Below are 15,732 nucleotides of genomic sequence, written 5' to 3' on the forward strand. Positions count from 1 at the left end.
TCAGGTGATGTCGCCAATCAGATAGCGCTGCAACGTCGGTGCTACCGCGTCGACCAGCGTGTCGACATCGAGGGAGTGGATCGGTTCGACACACACCCCATAGCGCATGATGCCCAGACCGACGACCTGCGAGGCGCACAGCGAAGCGCGGAATGTCACGTGGTCGGCCCCCAGCTTTTTGAGCACGGGATTGAACACCGGCCCGATGAACAGGCCCTGCGCGATGTCGACCGTTTTGGCCAGGCCGGCCGTGGCGATCGCGCTGGCAGCAAACGGCCCGCCGCCGGTGACGTCCCAGGTGCTGAGCAACATGTACAAAGTCCGCCGACCTGCCTGGTTCACGCTTCCGCGAATCACCCTGTCGATGAACTCGGGCGTCCCGAACGGCAGACGTAGCTTACGCGCGACGGGATCGAGGATTCCCCGGGACGGCTTGTCGTTGGCGGCCACGCTGCCAGGATGGCTGCGAAGCAGGCAAAGTTCAAGCATCGACCCAGGCGCGTCACCCGATCAGTGCGGCAGTTCGCGAAACGGTGTGTTCTTGTACGGGTCAGGCTCTTTCGGCAAGCCCAGTATGCGCTCGCCGACGATGTTGCGCTGAATCTGGTCGGTGCCGCCGCCGATCGAGGTGAAGTAGGCGTTCAGCGTCCGGAACGTCACCGCATCGCCGACTGGGTTGTCCGGGCCGGTCAACATCGCTTGCGCGCCGACGATTTCGGTTTCGACGCGCGCGGTCTCGTGCAGGATCCGTGACATTGCGATCTTTCCCAACGCCATCAACGTGGCCGACTCGACGCGATCAGTCGCCGCTTTGGAGCGCTGGGTGTTCCACCGGTTGACCGTCGCCAGGGCGTCGACGCGGGCGATCTGCTGACGAATGTAGGGGTCGTCCAGTCGGCCGGCATCGCGCGCCAATTCGACCAGCAGATGGCCCTTCTCGTCGCGAGGGCGCTTGACGTCCTTGGCGGTGCGGGCGATGTCGGCCATGAACCGTCGCTCGTAGCCCAGTGCGGCCTGCAACACCGACCAGCCGGCGTTCAACTCGCCGACCAGGTTTTCCGCCGGAACGCGGGCGTCTTCGATGAACACCTCGTTGAACTCCGACTCACCGGTGATCTGATGGATCGGCCGGACCTGCACGCCGGGCTGGCGCATCGGCAGCATGAAGAAGCTGATGCCCTGGTGTTTCGGCACATCCCAGTCGGTGCGGGCCACCAGCATGCCGTAGTCCGCGGTGTTGGCGAACGACGTCCACACCTTCTGCCCGTTGATCACCCACTCGTCGTCGTCGCGCTCGGCCCGGGTGCGCAGGCCGGCCAGGTCCGACCCTGCGCCAGGCTCGCTGTAGAGCAGGCACCACTTGGTCTCGCCACGTATCGACGGCGGAATCAGTCGTCGTTTCTGCTCCTCGGTTCCCATGTCGTGCAGCGTGCAGGCGAACAAGTTCCCGCGGTCGTGGCCGCAGCCATGCGCCCCGACGGCCGCGAATTCCGCTGCCACGAGCCGGGATTGGGCATCGGTGAGACCGCGGCCGTAGAACTCCGGCTCCCAGCTGGGGGTTGCCCAACCGGCGTCGACCACGAGGTGCGCCCAGCCGGCGCGATCGATGCTGGGAGTCCAGTTGTCCGCCAACCAGTTTCGGACTTCTGCGCGCAATGCGTCGTCGTGCACGGGTCACGCTCCGATCTGCTGCATGTACCGCTCCCGATGCCACGACGCGCTGCCCAGCAACTGAGCATCGCTGCGGGCCCGGCGCAGATACAAGTGCGCCGGGTGCTCCCAGGTGAACCCGATACCGCCGTGCACCTGGATACTGGTCGCCGCGACGAAGACGAACGCATCCGAGCAATAGGCCTGTGCCAGGGCAAGATCCGCGATACGAGACGGCGCCTGTGCGGCGAAGGCCGCCGCGGCGAAGCGGGCTGCCGACACCGCGGATTCGGCCTCCAACAGCATGTCGGCGCACATGTGCTTGACGGCTTGAAAACTGCCGATCGCACGGCCGAACTGGAAGCGGGTCTTGGCGTACTCGCATGCCATCTCGACCGCACACTGCGCGCCGCCGGCCTGCTCGGCGACCAGGGCCAGTGCCGCGTGGTCCAGCGCCGCGTTGAACGCCTCAACGCCGGCACCCGGCTTGCCGATCAAACATGCTGGGGTGTCGACGAATTGCAGTCGGCACTGCTTGCGGGTCGGGTCGACGGTAGACAGCGGCGTCACCGACAGGCCGTCAGCGCCGGCATCGACCGCGAACACGGCCGGACCGTCATCGGTGGCGGCCAGCAGGTAGATCCGCTCCGCGGACAGCCCGTCGAGCACGAAGTGTTTGTCACCGGTGAGGTGCCAGGTGTCGCCGATCAGACCCGCGGACGTGGCGATCGTCGCCGGCAACCGGGCCGAGCCGTCTTCGGCGAAGGCGGCGGTCGCGATCAGTTCACCCGCGGCAATTCGCGGTAGCACCGCGTTACACTCGCCGACGTCGCCGATCGCGGTCAGCAAGCTCGGCACCAGCACCGCCGTCGACAGGAACGGGCTGACCAGCAGCGCCCGGCCCATCTCCTCCATCGCGATGCCCATTTCGATCGGGGTCGCTCCGGCGCCGCCGTACTCTTCGTCGATCAGCAAGCCGATCAGACCCATGGCTGTCAGTTCACGCCACATCGACGGGTCAAAACCCTTGTCGGTGGCCATCTGTGCGCGCACCTGCGGCTCACCGCAGTGACGGGCCATCAGATCGGCGACCGCGCCGCGCAGCGCCCGCTGTTCCTCGCTCACCGCGAATGGCATCACGCCGTCGCAGCCAATGCAGACCGCAGGCTTGCGCACTGGCTGGCGAAAAACGACTGCGACACAGACGCTTTGGGCACCACCAGGTCGAAGCCATGGAACGCCCCGGGCACCACCTCGACCTGGCATGGCACGCCGGCCGCGGTGAGCCGGTTGGCGTAGGCGAGGTTCTCGTCGTGAAACAGGTCGTGCGTGCCGACGCCGATCCAGGCTGGCGGCAGTCCGCTCAATTCCTGGTGGCGCGCCGGAACCGCGACGTTCGGGTCGGCGTTGCCCAGGTACGCCGCCCAGCCGAAACGGTTGCTCTTCGGTCCCCACAGCCGGTAGTTCGGGTTCGCCGGCGTCGATCCGCTGCGGTCGTCGAGCATCGGATAGGCCAGTAACTGCAGAGCCGGCTTGGTCTCGCCGCGGTCGCGCGCCAGCAGAGCCAACGCCGCCGCCAGCCCTGCACCGGCGCTCGCCCCGCCGATCGCGACCCGCGCTGGGTCGACCGCCGGCAGTGCGGCGAGCCAGGACAGCGCCGCGTAGCAGTCCTCCAGCGGCGCGGGGTAGGGGTGCTCGGGGGCCAGCCGGTAGTCCACCGCCGCGACGGTCGCGCCAAGTGCGCGGGCGAATCGGCGACACAGCTGATCGTCTTGTTTCGCAGTGCCCATCACGTAGCCACCGCCGTGCATCCACAGCAGCGCCGGGCCGGGTTGGCTGACGCCGACCGGGCGGTGCAGTCGCACCCGAACCCCGGAGCCCAGGATGAGTGCCTCGCCACCGTCCGGGGTCTTACCGCGCGGCGCGACCGATGACAGCGCGCGGATCACTCGCAACGTGCGCGGGCTCAGCGGTGCGCGGGGCGCGAAACGCGCGACTGTGCGTAGGTCTGGGTGGAAATCGGCGCTCGGCATCGGTCCAGTATCGCCAACGCCTACCGCGTCCCGGTTCTGGGCTACGTCCTGGAGTGACAGCCCTCTCGTCCGATGAAACGCCTATCTCAATTCTGGTCCGGTTCACCAGCCCCGAGTTCGAGGTCGTGGCCTGTGGTGGCGATGAAATCGTCGAGGATGTCGACCACCGCCGCCGGGGACTCGACGTGCGGGAAGTGCCCGATACCAGGGAGAACCTCGAGTCGACTACCCGGCATCGCGTCATGAGCGGCGTAGCCGTGCTCGACCGGAATGATCCGGTCCTGATCGCCCCAGATCAGCAGGGTGGGTAGGCCATCACTGACGTGAATCTTGCCGAGCGCACTGACCGCTTGACCGCGGTAATCCACCACCGACCGCAATGTACGGAGGAATGCTTGCCGGGTCCGTTGGTCCGCCAACGAGGAATACGCGCTCCACATTTCGCGCGCGCGGGGCGATTGCACCCCGGCCGACGTGAGCAATGACCCCAGCTTGTTGCCGACGTTCAACACTGGCCGCGGCGCGACGACCGGTAACAGGAGCTCGGCCCCCGGCGCCGACAACATTCGTAGGATCCAGCTCAGGTCAGGGCCGAGGCCGCCACTGCTGATAAGAGCCAGTCGCTGGCAATAATCGCGGTGTTGGTAGGTGAACTGCAGGGCCACACCGCCGCCGAGTGATTGACCGACCACTGTCGCCTGGCTGATGCCGAGTTCATCAAGAAGATCACGCAGCAATGCGGCGAACGCACCCAGCGAATAGTCACCGCGCGGCTTGGCGGACTCACCGTGTCCCAGCAGATCGGGCGCCACCACCCGATATTTCTTCGACAGCGCAGGTGTGACCTCCCGCCACGTCGCCGAACTTCCCGCCATGCCGTGAATCAGCAGCAGAGCCTCGCCGGACCCGGTGTCCCGATAGGCGACCCGCTCACCGTTTAGGTCGAGATACTGCATCTCGCTCACCGGACCGGCCTCCTTCTGCGGTTTTCGACAAGATTGGCAGAGCGTCACGACGGCAGCTTTGCTGGCGAGACCGACAGTGCTGCAACCTACGGTACCGTCGGCTACCAGCAGTAGCTAGAAAAAAAGATTGCCGCGTGAGGGTGATCGCCGGAACTCTGACCTGAAGCCGAACGCTGCTCACCAACCTGACGGAGGGTAAATGAGCTCCGAACATGCAATAGAACGAGTGCCACTTTCGGAAATCCGCGAGGGTGACATGCTTCAGGATCCGCGGACTGGCCGATGGATCAAAGTCATCCGGACAACCGACAGCAGAACTCGCGGCGCGAACGAAGTCTCGGACAAGGAGACGACGGCAACCGAGGAGTACCGCGTCTACTACGGCGACGGGGGCGAAGAGATCGACTCGCGGTCTGTGACTGGCCTGGTCAGTCGTCAGGCGAGAGAGTAGTTTGCTGGCGCCGTCACCGAACTGACCGCGTTCACCGTTTGGCCGCCATCCGTCGGGTTAGGATCCCCCGATGACGGATCCAGCGGCGAGCAGGCCTCGCCGACCGCCCCTCACGTCCCGGGCGAAATGGTTGCTGCGGGCGCGGCCGGGCGACTACGCACTGGCCTGGAGCGACGCGATGGCTTCGCTGCCCGTGGTCGGCAGACACCTGGAACCGCTCGGCGGCCTGACCGCGATGGGTGTGTGGGGCTACCGGCACCTGCCGGAATTCCTGGCGGCGTTCAAGACGTCGTGGCAGAGCCCGCGCGTCGATGTGAACCACCACGCCGACCAGGATCAGACGAATGCGGTCTTGGACGCGGCACTGCGCGGCGTCGTATCCGACCAGGACCTCGACATCGAGTGGCCGGCGCCCGACAAGGCCCCGCCGATCTGGCGCGCGCTGCAACACCGCCGCTTCCTGCACCGCACGTCGGTGCGCTACGGCAGGCTCCTGTCGCAGTTGCTGGACGTGTGGCGTCGTAAGGATCTGCCGGTGCGCCCGGCACCGGTGCTGATCTTCGTTCCCGGCGGCGCCTGGGTGCACGGCGGACGTCAACTGCAGGGCTACGCGCTGATGTCGCGACTGGCCGAGATGGGCTGGATCTGCCTGTCGGTGCAATATCGGGTCTCCCCGCACAACCGCTGGCCGGCCCACATCACCGACGTCAAAACCGCCATCGCCTGGGCGCGCGCCAACGTCGACAAGTTCGGTGGTGACCGCAATTTCATTGCGGTAGCGGGTTGTTCGGCCGGCGGACACTTGTCGGCGCTGGCCGGGCTGACCGCCAACGATCCCGACATGCAGACCAAGCTGCCCCCGGATTCGGACACCTCGGTGGACGCGGTGGTCGGGATCTACGGACGTTACGACTGGGAAGACCGTTCCACCTTCGAACGTGACCGCTTCGTCGATTTCCTGGAACGGGTGGTGGTCAAGCGCCGAATCGACCGCCACCCGAAGGTGTTCCGCGATGCTTCGCCGATTGCGCGGATTCACCGCGATGCCCCGCCGTTTTTGGTGATCCACGGCAGCAGCGACACGGTCATCCCGGTGGCGCAGGCGCGCAGCTTCGTGGAGCGGCTCCGATCGATCTCGCACTCGGTGGTCAGCTACGTCGAGTTGCCCGGCGCCGGGCACGGCTTCGACCTGACCGACGGAATGCGCACCGGGGCGGTGTCGACCGCGGTCGGACTGTTTTTGGGCCAGGTTTACCGCGACCGGATGATCGCGGCCACCGGAACCCTGGCCAAAGGGGTTATTTAGCCGCTGCGCGGTTGTAGGGTCCGACCCATGAAGCGGCTGAGCGGCTGGGACGCGGTACTGCTCTACAGCGAGACGCCGAATGTGCACATGCACACGCTCAAAGTCGCGGTGATCGAGCTGGACCCCGACCGTCGCGATTTCGACATCGACGCGTTCCGCCGGGTGATCCACAGCCGGTTGTACAAGCTGGAGCCGTTTTGCTATCAGCTGGTTGACGTTCCGCTCAAATTGCATCATCCGATGTGGCGGGAAAACTGCGACGTCGACTTGACCTATCACGTGCGGCCATGGAAGCTGCCGGCCCCGGGTGGCCGTCGCGAGTTGGACGGGGCGGTCGGCGAGATCGCCAGCACGCCACTGGACCGCGACCACCCGCTCTGGGAGTTGTACTTTGTCGAAGGCCTGGCGGATAACCGAATCGCGGTGGTCGGCAAGGTGCATCACGCGCTCGCCGACGGGGTCGCCGCGGCCAACCTGCTGGCGCGCGGCATGGATCTGGTGCCCGGGCCGCCCGATCGTAACGTCCGGTACGCGCCCGACCCGGCGCCGTCGACCGGCGAACTGGTGCGCTCGGCGTTCGCCGATCACATGCGCCATATCGGCCGGATTCCGGGGACCCTCGGCTACACCGCGAAGGGCATCAACCGGGTGCGGCAGAGTTCGCGCAAGCTCTCGCCGGAGTTGACGATGCCGTTCACCCCGCCGCCGACCTTCATGAACCACCTGCTCACGTCCGAACGTCGCTTCGCCACAGCGACTTTGGCGCTCAGTGACGTCAAGGAGACCGGCAAGACGCTCGGGGTCACAATCAACGACATGGTGTTGGCGCTCTCGGCGGGAGCGCTGCGCAAGCTACGACTGGAATACGACGGCGACTCCGACCACCCGTTGCTGGCGTCGGTGCCGGTCAGCTTCGACTTCTCACCGGATCGAGTGTCGGGCAACCTGTTCACCGGGATGATGGTGGCGCTGCCCGCCGACATCGACGATCCGCTGGAGCGGGTGCGGCGCTCGCACGACTACGCCGTCGCCGCCAAGGAGAGCCACCAGTTGCTCGGCCCGGAACTGGTCAGCCGATGGGCGGCCTACTTCCCGCCGGGACCCTCGGAGTCGCTGTTCCGCTGGCTGGCCGCCCGCGACGGGCAGAACAAGGTGCTCAACTTGCCGATATCCAACGTCCCGGGTCCGCGTCAGCATGGCCGGGTCGGCGGCGCACTGGTCACCGAGATCTATTCGGTGGGTCCGTTGACCGCCGGCAGCGGCCTGAACATCACCGTGTGGAGTTACGTTGACCAACTGAACGTTTCGGTGCTCGTCGACGGTGCGACCGTCGACGACCCGCACGAGGTCACCGAGGCCGTGATCGACGAGCTGATCGAAATCCGGCGCGCTGCGGGGCTTTCCGAGAAGCTGACAGTGATCGAGGGGGCGTTGGCTCCGGCCTGAGCCGCTTGCGTCACGCTGGCCGCAGACCCGGGCGCCAAGCGATGTGCCCGCCTTCGAGCGAATTGGTTTCGGCTTTCGCTCAGAGGTGGGCAGAAAGCTTGCCAGCGCACTCAGGTGCTGCTGGTGCCGATGTGACTCTGCAGATCGCGCCGCTAAATCTTGCCGGTACTGCTGCGCGGCAATTCGTCGAGCACGATGATCTCGCGAGGCACTTTGTAATTGGCCAGGCTGCCGCGGACATGCTGCTTGAGGTCGTCCACCGTCGCCGACGCGGCGGGCGTCAGCACCACGAAAGCCGCCAGTCGTTGCCGGTATTGCTCGTCGTCGACGCCCAGCACGGTGGCCTCGGCGATATCGGGATGCGTGGCCAGCGTCTTCTCCACCTCGATCGGGTAGACAGACGTTCTCGCCGCCGGACACGATCATCTCGTCGTCGCGCCCCACCACTTACAGTCGCCCGGCCTTGTCGAGGCGGCCGACGTCGCCCGATGCCATGAAGCCGTCGTGGCAGTTCTTGCCGTCGCCGGAGGTGTAACCGTCGAAGCGGTTGGAGTTGCGCACGAAGATCTGGCCCACCTCACCGGCGGGTACCGGACGATGCTCGGAGTCGAGAATCCGAATCTCGTTGCCCAAACCGGGTTTTCCCGCGGTAGCGGCGGCGCACGTCCTCGGGCAGGTCCACGATCCGGTCGAACAATACCGGCACCTCCGGCGAAGATGCGCTGCGAGAAACCCCACGCGTGAAACATCGGCGCCACCACCATCGGAATGTTTGGCGCCCTTGGGATTACTGGTGGTCTCAGAGGTTAGTAGGAGCATCTTGCCCTTGCGGTCTGTTTTGACGGGCCGCCCGCCGAGGTGACTCGAGATCAGACTCTCGACGGTGATGTGGTGCTGCGAAGGAGGATCGGTAACCGACTCGGTGAACTCCTCGTCGTAGATCACCGCATCCGCACCTTCGCGGTCGACCACGTCGGCGAGCCTTGCAGCGCAACGGTCAACGCGTCGGCGCGCTGGTCGAGTTCGCGTTAGCTCAGTGAGCCGAGTTCGTCGATCAGCGCGGCCCGATTCGGGCAACGCTGCGCCGACATGCCGAATCCGCTTGTCACAGAGAGACCTTCGCGGCGAACCACTGCGACGATGCACAGGTACTTGTCGGGCCGAACACTAGCCGAGCACCGGCAGGCGACGCTGCGTTGCCAGCCCGTCGAGCGCCTTCTGCATGATGCGCCGGACGTGCGAGTCGACCGTGTCGATGTCGGGGTCGTCGCCGAATTGGGCTGTGACATCGATGGGTTCGAGCACCTGCATCACGATTTTAGTGGGCAGCGGCACGTTGACCGGCAGTACCGCGGACAGCCCGAACGGGAAGCCCACCGAGATCGGCAGGATCTTCACCCGCATCAGCTTGTCCAGCCGCAGCGCCTTGGCCAGTCCCATCCCGCGGGACAGGTAGAGTTGGTTCTCCTGACCGCCGATGGTCACCGTCGGCACGATTGGGACCCCGGCGTTGATCGCGGCCCGCACGTAACCTGTTCGTCCGTCGAAGTCAATCACGTTCTCCGACAACGTCGGTCGATACACGTCGTAATCACCGCCGGGAAACACCACCACCACGCCGCCGGATCGCAGTGCCTCGTCGGCGTTTTCGTGGTTCGCCCGAATGAACCCGGTGCGACGGAAGAACTCGCCGGTGGGTCCGGTGAAGATGATGTCGTGGCTCAGGGTGTAGACGGGACGGTCGTAACCGAATTGCTCGTAGAAGCCGGTGGCGAACACCGGCACGTCCATCGCGAACAAACCGCCGGAATGGTTTGCCACCACCAGGGCGCCGCCCGGCGGGAAGGACTCGAGGCCGCGTATCTCGGCGCGGTGATAGCCCTTGATCAGCGGACGCAGCCACCCCATCACCCGTTCGGTGAGACCGGGATCCCACTTGTTCATCTCGCTGGGTTCGACATCGGTGGCCGCCATTTGGCTGTGATGCTAGCCGAGCTGAAATGGCTCGATACGATCTCTCGACAGACAACTGTCCAAGATCCAAAAGGAGCGTCACAGCGTCGTGAGCACTGAAGAAGTCGCAGAACCCGAAGTCCTCGTCGAACAGCGGGACCGGATCCTGATCATCACCATCAATCGACCCAAGGCCAAGAACGCCGTCAATTCCGCGGTGGCCCACGGTCTGGCCGACGCGATGGACAAGCTCGATTCAGACCCCGGACTCTCGGTCGGCATCCTGACCGGTGCGGGCGGCTCGTTCTGTGCGGGCATGGACCTCAAAGCGTTTGCCCGTGGCGAGGTGCCCATCGTCGAGGGCCGTGGCATGGGCTTCACGGAGCGACCGCCGGTCAAGCCGCTGATCGCGGCGGTGGAAGGCTACGCGCTGGCCGGTGGCACCGAATTGGCGCTGGCCACCGACCTGATCGTGGCTGCCAAGGACGCCTCATTCGGCATCCCCGAGGTCAAGCGCGGACTGGTGGCCGGGGGTGGAGGGTTGCTGCGGCTGCCCGAGCGCATCCCTCCCGCGATCGCGATGGAACTGGCGCTGACCGGGGAGAGCTTTACCGCCGAGCGGGCGCACGCGCTGGGCATGGTCAACGTGCTCGCCGAGCCCGGCGGCGCACTGGACGCCGCGATCGAGTTGGCCGAGCGGATCACCGCCAATGGGCCGCTCGCGGTGGCGGCCACCAAGCAGATCATCGTCGAGTCCCGTGGCTGGAGCCCGGACCAGCGGTTCGCCAAGCAGAACAACATCCTGATGCCGGTGTTCGGCTCCGACGACGCGAAAGAAGGTGCGGTCGCGTTCGCCGAGAAGCGGCCGGCCAAATGGACCGGCACCTGAGCTCCGGCGCTCGGCCATGCGCAGCGGAATTTCTGGCGTCATCTAGACTGGCATGACACTTTTGCCAAACTTTGTAACGTGTCGACTCCACGGAAAGTGCGAGCGTGAGTATTTCGCTACTTCTCGAGATGGCCAGCTCGAGCGATTCCGAGCGGACGGCCGTCGTCTCCGGGGATGTCCGACTGACAACGCGGCAGCTCAGCGATCTCGCCGGCGGCGGCGCCGGCGTCATCGCCGCATCGGATGCGTCCCACGTCGCCTACGTCGGTGTGGGTGGCGCCATGCTGCCGCTGCTGATCTTCTCCTCGGCGCGGGCCGGGCTGACGTTCACGCCGATCAACTACCGGCTTTCGGCCGAGGGCATCAAGACGCTGATCGCGCGGCTGCCCGAGCCGCTGGTGGTCATCGACCGCCGCTATCTCGACGAGTTGGGTGGGGCGGACGGTCTGGACGGTGCCGCCAAGCAGGTCATCCTGTCCGACGATTTCCTGACCCAAGCCCGCGACGCCGAACCGGCTGCCGAGTTCGCCGACCCCGACTCGGTGGGCATCGTGCTGTTCACCTCGGGCACCACGTCGCAGCCCAAAGCCGTTGAGCTGACCCACAACAACCTGACCAGTTACGTCATGGGCACCGTCGAATTCGGGTCCGCCGAGGGGACCGACGCCGCGCTGATCTGTGTACCGCCGTACCACATCGCCGGGGTCAGCGCGGCCCTGTCGAATCTGTATGCCGGACGCAAGATGGTTTATCTGCCGGTCTTCGACGCGCAAGAGTGGCTGCGCCTGATCGACGCCGAGCAGGTCACCAGCGCGACCGTGGTGCCGACCATGCTGGACCGGATCGTCAGCGCCCTGGACGGCGGCGGGCAGCCTCTGCCGTCGCTGCGCACCCTGGCCTACGGCGGCTCGAAGGTGCCGTTGCCGCTGGTACGCCGGGCCCTCGAACTGTTGCCGCACGTCGGGTTCGTCAACGCCTACGGACTGACCGAGACGAGTTCGACGATCGCGGTGCTGACGCCCGACGACCACCGCGAGGCGCAGGCCTCCGCCGACCCGGCGGTGCTGCGGCGGTTGGGTTCGGTCGGTCAGCCGGTGCCCAGCGTCGAGGTGCAGATCCGCGGGGAGGACGGCGCGGTGTTGCCGGCCGGGGAGACCGGCGAGCTGTTCGTCCGTGGCGAGCAGGTGTCCGGGCGCTACACCGGGATCGGCTCGGTGCTCGACGCCGACGGATGGTTCGCGACCAAGGACATCGCCATGCTCGACGAGGGCGGCTACCTCTTTATCGGCGGCCGCAGCGACGACACGATCATCCGCGGCGGGGAGAACATCGCCCCCGCCGAACTGGAGGACGTGCTCGTCGAGCACCCGGCCGTGCGTGACGTCGCGGTCGTCGGTGTCGAGGATCCGCTGTGGGGGCAGGCAATCGTCGCGGTGGTGGTGCCGGCCGTCGGCGCCGACCCCGACGCCGAGGAATTGCGCGAGCATGTCCGCAAAAGGTTGCGGGGGTCCCGCACCCCCGACCGGGTAGTCTTTCGCGACGAGCTGCCCACCAACGCGACGGGCAAAGTGCTTCGCCGCGACATCGTCGAAGAGCTTCGCGCCGCTTCGGCCGAGCAGTAAACGAACGCAAGGATCGAGATCATGATCAAGAACGGAACCCGGCTGGCCAGCCAGGTCTGCGACACCCAGGTGATCGTCGTCCGGAGCGCCGACAGCCTCGAAGACCTGCGCTGCGGTGGGGTGCCGATGGTGGAGTTGGGTGCCGAGCGGTCCGGCAAGCTCGACCCCGCCTTCGGCGAGGGCACCGTGATGGGCAAGCGCTACGTCGACGACACCGGCGCCGAGGTGCTGGTGACCAAGCCGGGCGCCGGAAGCCTCAGCGTCGGCCAGGCCAAGCTGCACCTCAAAGAGGTCAAGCCGCTGCCCGCCAGCGACTGAAGGCTATTGACTCAGCTTGTTGCGAACCACAAATTCCCTTGCCTTGATGAGGAATTCGAGCTGATCGCCACCGCGTCGGCTAACCGTAACCGCGTCGCTGGATGGAAGTTTCATCGGGCATCCGCTCCCGCAGGCTGTCGTAGATCGGCCGCGACCTCACGGCGTGCGCGGCGAGCACCGCCGCTGCGGTGGCTGCCATCATCGGCACGAGCACCTCGGTCGTGGCCGTCATCTCTGCGACGAGGACCATCCCCGTCACGGGTGCGCGGATAGTGGCCCCGAAGAATGCCGCCATTCCGACGAGCGCCATCGGAACCGCCAATTGCGATGCGTGCCAGGGCCACACGGCGCTGAAGCCACTGGTGAACAGCAGTCCCCACAGCGCACCCACGGCCAGCAGCGGCGCGAACAGCCCGCCGGGTACGGCAGCCGAGTACGAGAGAGGTCCGGCGATGAACCGCACCGCGAGGTATCCGACGACCACGGAGAGTGCGAGGTGGCGTGCGCCGAGTATTTCTTGCGTCAGGGGGTCGCCGCCGCCCACCGCGAGCGGGTAGACGAACATCGCTAGGCCGATGATGGCACCGATGACGGCTGCTTTCGCCAGGGTCGGGATTCGGCGAATCGCCGCGACGTGGTCGAGGAACCACAAAATCAGCCCGTTGTAGACGGCGCCCAGGAATCCGGTGAGCAGGCCGAAGACGACGAAAAGGGGCAACCACGCGAGCGCCGGAGTGCCGATGGGGCCGACCTGGAAGTCGGCGCGGTTTCCCAGAACGACGCGGGAACACGCGACAGCGGCGGAAGCCGCGAAGAGCGTCGCCAGCACGGTTCTCACCCGGAACGACTTCGTGACCTCCTCGAGGGTGAACAGGGTGCCTCCGACCGGTGCGTTGAACGCGACCGCCAGGCCGGCACCGCCCAAGGCCGTCTGCATCATCCGGACCTGGGAATCGGGCAGCCGGGCGCGCCGCGCCGCTTCGGCTCCGATCGCGGCGCCCATATGCACCGTCGGCCCTTCCCGGCCTAGTGTGAGCCCCGATCCGATGCCCAATAAGCCACCGACGAACTTCGCCGGGAGCAACCGGATGAGCGGTGGCTGGACTTCGCCTTCGTAAACCGCCTCGACGTGCTGGATGCCGCTGCCGGCGGCCAGCGGCTGCCACCGCACGATCAAGGCGGCAAGGATCGCGCCGGCCGCGGCGGCGGCCACCGGGACCAGCCAACCTGGCCCCGCTAGCTTGTGCGCCCAATCGACCAAATCGATGCGCAGTCTCTCGGCTGTTTTCAGACACCAGCGGAATACGCCGCCGATGAAGCCGATAAGAACCCCCGCGACGATCGCCGTGACATAGATGAGTAACGAACCCCGCAGGGTGTCGTCGGGCTTATCGGGATCTGCAGTGGGGATCGTCATCGCGTCGTGAGAGTGGCTCTGCGGACACTGTGGTTGTCCGGGCCGCGAAGATTCACGAGCAATGTTTCTCCTTCGTCATCGGACCGCCGGGCTGTTGGCCTCGCGTGTCACCAAAACGTGGCTACGGCATCGCTCTGGGAGCGACGCTACGAGTCGGTGGTGTAGCCCATCGGCATCAGCACGCTCTTCTGCTGGGTGAAGTGCTCGACACCCTCGGGGCCGTTCTCCCGACCGATACCCGAGTTCTTGTAGCCGCCGAACGGGCAGCACGGGTCGAACGCATACCAGTTGATCGCGTAGGTGCCGGTGCGGATCTGTTCGGAGATCTTGATGCCGCGCGGCACGTCGGTGGTCCACACGCTGCCGGCCAGGCCGTACGTCGAGTCGTTGGCGATCTTGACCGCCTCCTCTTCGGTGTCGTACGCAATGATGCTCAGCACCGGGCCGAAGATCTCCTCCTGCGCAATCGTCATCGTGTTGTCGACGTCCGCGAACACGGTGGGCTGCACGTAGAAGCCGTTGTCCAGGCCTTCGGGGCGGCCACCGCCGGTGACGAGTCGCGCGCCCTCTTCGATGCCCTTGGCGATGTAGCCCTCGACGCGGGCCCGCTGCTTCGCCGAGATCAGCGATCCGATCTGCGCGCCCGGGTCCGACGGCGGGCCGACGGGCAGCGAGGCCGCGAAAGCGCCTACGGCTTCCACGATTTCGTCGTAGCGGGACCGTGGCGCCAGGATGCGGGTCTGGGCCACGCAGGCCTGCCCGCTGTTCATGATCCCGGAGAACACCAGCATCGGGACCGAGGCGGCCAGGTCGACATCCTCGAGCAGGATCGCGGCCGACTTGCCGCCGAGTTCCAGCGTGCACGGCTTGAGCATCTCGGCGGCGCGCTTGCCGATCTCCTTGCCGACGGCCGAGCTGCCGGTGAACGAGAAGATGTCGATGTCGGGGTTGGACGTCAGCGCCTGTCCGGTCTGGATCCCGCCGGGCACCACCGACAGCACCCCCTCGGGCAGGCCGGCCTCGGCGAACACCTCCGCCAAAGCATTCGCGCTCAGCGGTGTTTCGGCGGCCGGCTTGAGCACCACCGTGCAGCCGGCCAGCAGCGCCGGGCCCAGCTTGTTGATCGCAAGGAACAGCGGCACGTTCCACGCCACGATCGCGCCCACCACGCCGACCGGCTCGCGATAAACAATGCTCTGCCCGTAGCCGCCGTTGCGGACTTCCCGCCACTTGACCTGATCGACGGCCGGGCCGGCGAAGAAGTTCAGGCACCCGATGCCACTCATCCACTGCATCGTCTCGACGGACATCGGCGGCTGGCCGGTCTCGTCGCCGAGCAGTTTGACGAAATGGTCTTTGCGCTCTTCCATCAGCTTGAGCGCGCTGGCGATGACCGCCGCGCGTTCTTTCGGCGGCGTCGAGGGCCACAGGCCGGTGTCGAACGCATTGCGGGCCGCGGCAACCGCGGCGTCGACGTCGGCTGCTGCCGCCATCGGCACCTTGCCGACGTACTCGCCGGTCGCCGGGCAGTGCACCTCGATGACCTCAGACGTCGACGGCTCGGCCCAGGTGCCGCCGATGAAAAGCTTGTCGTACTCCGTTATAGCGTGCTCCGTTGTAGCGTGCTCCGTTGTGACTTGGCTCATGGCGGTCACCCTACCCAAGCCGCGGCGAAACGAGTA

The 15,732-nt window shown here is 66.3% G+C and carries 14 protein-coding genes and 1 pseudogene; 6 read left to right on the forward strand and 9 right to left on the reverse strand.

The features are described 5' to 3' along the window. The 5 genes from ABDV69_RS05240 to ABDV69_RS05260 all read right to left on the reverse strand — a co-directional run bounded on the left by ABDV69_RS05240 (position 1) and on the right by ABDV69_RS05260 (position 4,639). Complete coding sequence (locus tag ABDV69_RS05240; protein ID WP_343572285.1) at positions 1-450, reverse strand: hypothetical protein; 450 nt, start codon at positions 448-450, stop codon at positions 1-3. 60 nt (positions 451-510) lie between these two features. After that, positions 511-1,671, reverse strand: coding sequence for an acyl-CoA dehydrogenase family protein (locus ABDV69_RS05245; protein ID WP_343572288.1), 1,161 nt, complete (start codon positions 1,669-1,671; stop codon positions 511-513). A gap of 3 nt (positions 1,672-1,674) precedes the next feature. Continuing rightward, positions 1,675-2,787 (reverse strand): acyl-CoA dehydrogenase family protein, encoded by a 1,113-nt coding sequence (locus ABDV69_RS05250; protein WP_343572289.1) that lies wholly within the window; start codon positions 2,785-2,787, stop codon positions 1,675-1,677. Further along, positions 2,787-3,683 (reverse strand): alpha/beta hydrolase, encoded by an 897-nt coding sequence (locus ABDV69_RS05255; protein ID WP_343572291.1) that lies wholly within the window; start codon positions 3,681-3,683, stop codon positions 2,787-2,789. The genes ABDV69_RS05250 and ABDV69_RS05255 overlap by 1 nt, the downstream gene beginning before the upstream one ends. An 86-nt stretch (positions 3,684-3,769) precedes the next feature. Next, positions 3,770-4,639: an alpha/beta fold hydrolase gene (locus ABDV69_RS05260; protein ID WP_343572349.1), complete on the reverse strand. Its 870-nt coding sequence runs from the start codon at positions 4,637-4,639 to the stop codon at positions 3,770-3,772. A gap of 208 nt (positions 4,640-4,847) precedes the next feature. On the opposite strand from ABDV69_RS05260, the gene ABDV69_RS05265 reads away from it, so the two are divergent. The 3 genes from ABDV69_RS05265 (at position 4,848) to ABDV69_RS05275 (ending at position 7,851) form a co-directional block, all read left to right on the forward strand. Further along, the gene (locus ABDV69_RS05265) at positions 4,848-5,099 is read left to right on the forward strand and encodes a hypothetical protein (protein WP_343572293.1); all 252 of its coding nucleotides are present in this window, start codon (positions 4,848-4,850) and stop codon (positions 5,097-5,099) included. A gap of 70 nt (positions 5,100-5,169) precedes the next feature. Further along, positions 5,170-6,405 (forward strand): alpha/beta hydrolase, encoded by a 1,236-nt coding sequence (locus ABDV69_RS05270; protein ID WP_343572294.1) that lies wholly within the window; start codon positions 5,170-5,172, stop codon positions 6,403-6,405. Positions 6,406-6,432: 27 nt separating this feature from the next. Then, positions 6,433-7,851 carry a wax ester/triacylglycerol synthase family O-acyltransferase gene (locus tag ABDV69_RS05275; RefSeq protein WP_343572295.1) on the forward strand — a complete coding sequence of 473 codons (1,419 nt, stop codon included), beginning with the start codon at positions 6,433-6,435 and terminating at the stop codon, positions 7,849-7,851. Positions 7,852-8,003: 152 nt separating this feature from the next. Here the strand turns inward: ABDV69_RS05275 and ABDV69_RS05280 are convergent. Next, positions 8,004-9,023: pseudogene (locus ABDV69_RS05280) on the reverse strand (acyl-CoA synthetase); the annotation flags it as partial. After that, a complete protein-coding gene (locus ABDV69_RS05285) occupies positions 9,019-9,825 on the reverse strand; it encodes a 1-acyl-sn-glycerol-3-phosphate acyltransferase (protein ID WP_343572297.1) in 807 nt (268 codons plus the stop codon). The pseudogene ABDV69_RS05280 and the gene ABDV69_RS05285, both read right to left, overlap by 5 nt. Before the next feature lie 88 nt (positions 9,826-9,913). Between ABDV69_RS05285 and ABDV69_RS05290 the strand changes: the two genes are divergently transcribed. The 3 genes from ABDV69_RS05290 to ABDV69_RS05300 all read left to right on the forward strand — a co-directional run bounded on the left by ABDV69_RS05290 (position 9,914) and on the right by ABDV69_RS05300 (position 12,633). Further along, positions 9,914-10,693: a crotonase/enoyl-CoA hydratase family protein gene (locus ABDV69_RS05290; RefSeq protein ID WP_343572298.1), complete on the forward strand. Its 780-nt coding sequence runs from the start codon at positions 9,914-9,916 to the stop codon at positions 10,691-10,693. Between the two features lie 104 nt (positions 10,694-10,797). After that, entirely contained in the window at positions 10,798-12,315 is a 1,518-nt protein-coding gene (locus ABDV69_RS05295; RefSeq protein WP_343572299.1) for an AMP-binding protein, read from the forward strand. Positions 12,316-12,336: 21 nt separating this feature from the next. Further along, positions 12,337-12,633: a hypothetical protein gene (locus tag ABDV69_RS05300; protein WP_343572300.1), complete on the forward strand. Its 297-nt coding sequence runs from the start codon at positions 12,337-12,339 to the stop codon at positions 12,631-12,633. 79 nt (positions 12,634-12,712) lie between these two features. Here the strand turns inward: ABDV69_RS05300 and ABDV69_RS05305 are convergent, their stop codons facing one another. Beyond that, a complete protein-coding gene (locus ABDV69_RS05305) occupies positions 12,713-14,050 on the reverse strand; it encodes a ClC family H(+)/Cl(-) exchange transporter (RefSeq protein ID WP_343572301.1) in 1,338 nt (445 codons plus the stop codon). Between the two features lie 146 nt (positions 14,051-14,196). Then, entirely contained in the window at positions 14,197-15,696 is a 1,500-nt protein-coding gene (locus ABDV69_RS05310) for an aldehyde dehydrogenase (RefSeq protein WP_343572303.1), read from the reverse strand. Positions 15,697-15,732 lie beyond the last annotated feature (36 nt).

This window comes from Mycobacterium sp. (assembly GCF_039583785.1).
GTDB lineage: Bacteria > Actinomycetota > Actinomycetes > Mycobacteriales > Mycobacteriaceae > Mycobacterium.

What these genes read in the sequence shown, in the direction of transcription:
- ABDV69_RS05250 (WP_343572289.1), bottom strand. Translation starts at nt 2,787, where the DNA reads ATGCCATTCGCGGTGAGCGAGGAACAGCGGGCGCTGCGCGGCGCGGTC.
- ABDV69_RS05255 (WP_343572291.1), bottom strand. Translation starts at nt 3,683, where the DNA reads ATGCCGAGCGCCGATTTCCACCCAGACCTACGCACAGTCGCGCGTTTC.
- ABDV69_RS05260 (WP_343572349.1), bottom strand. Translation starts at nt 4,639, where the DNA reads ATGCAGTATCTCGACCTAAACGGTGAGCGGGTCGCCTATCGGGACACC.
- ABDV69_RS05265 (WP_343572293.1), top strand. Translation starts at nt 4,848, where the DNA reads ATGAGCTCCGAACATGCAATAGAACGAGTGCCACTTTCGGAAATCCGC.
- ABDV69_RS05270 (WP_343572294.1), top strand. Translation starts at nt 5,170, where the DNA reads ATGACGGATCCAGCGGCGAGCAGGCCTCGCCGACCGCCCCTCACGTCC.
- ABDV69_RS05275 (WP_343572295.1), top strand. Translation starts at nt 6,433, where the DNA reads ATGAAGCGGCTGAGCGGCTGGGACGCGGTACTGCTCTACAGCGAGACG.
- ABDV69_RS05285 (WP_343572297.1), bottom strand. Translation starts at nt 9,825, where the DNA reads ATGGCGGCCACCGATGTCGAACCCAGCGAGATGAACAAGTGGGATCCC.
- ABDV69_RS05300 (WP_343572300.1), top strand. Translation starts at nt 12,337, where the DNA reads ATGATCAAGAACGGAACCCGGCTGGCCAGCCAGGTCTGCGACACCCAG.
- ABDV69_RS05305 (WP_343572301.1), bottom strand. Translation starts at nt 14,050, where the DNA reads ATGACGATCCCCACTGCAGATCCCGATAAGCCCGACGACACCCTGCGG.
- ABDV69_RS05310 (WP_343572303.1), bottom strand. Translation starts at nt 15,696, where the DNA reads ATGAGCCAAGTCACAACGGAGCACGCTACAACGGAGCACGCTATAACG.